The organism is Streptomyces yerevanensis (assembly GCF_000716805.1).
In the GTDB taxonomy this organism is placed as follows: domain Bacteria; phylum Actinomycetota; class Actinomycetes; order Streptomycetales; family Streptomycetaceae; genus Streptomyces; species Streptomyces flaveus.
Genome location: NZ_JNWJ01000312.1, coordinates 1 through 208 on the forward strand (window position 1 = coordinate 1; position 208 = coordinate 208).

A 208-nucleotide genomic window follows, 5' to 3' on the forward strand; every position below is an offset into this window, starting at 1 on the left:
CCGGTCAGGTCGCGGGAGAAGGCCACCGGGTGGCGGAAGTTCGGGCTGGCCACCAGCGTGCCGATCTCCAGCCGCGACGTGACCAGTGCGGCGAGGGTCAGCGTCGGCGCCGTGCCGTACCACGGGCCGTCGAGCAGCCCGTCCCAGCCGAGATGGTCGAAAGTCCAGCCGTGGTCGAACCCGTACTCTTCGACGCTTGCCCAGATCT

At 69.7% G+C, this 208-nt stretch carries 1 protein-coding gene; it reads right to left on the reverse strand.

Features of this window, described 5'->3' with window-relative positions; all coding sequences use genetic code 11:
* Positions 1-206, reverse strand: a 206-nt coding sequence (locus OP79_RS49530) for an LLM class flavin-dependent oxidoreductase (RefSeq protein WP_245685772.1), incomplete at its 3' end; no start/stop codon positions are given.
* Between the last annotated feature and the right edge of the window lie 2 nt (positions 207-208).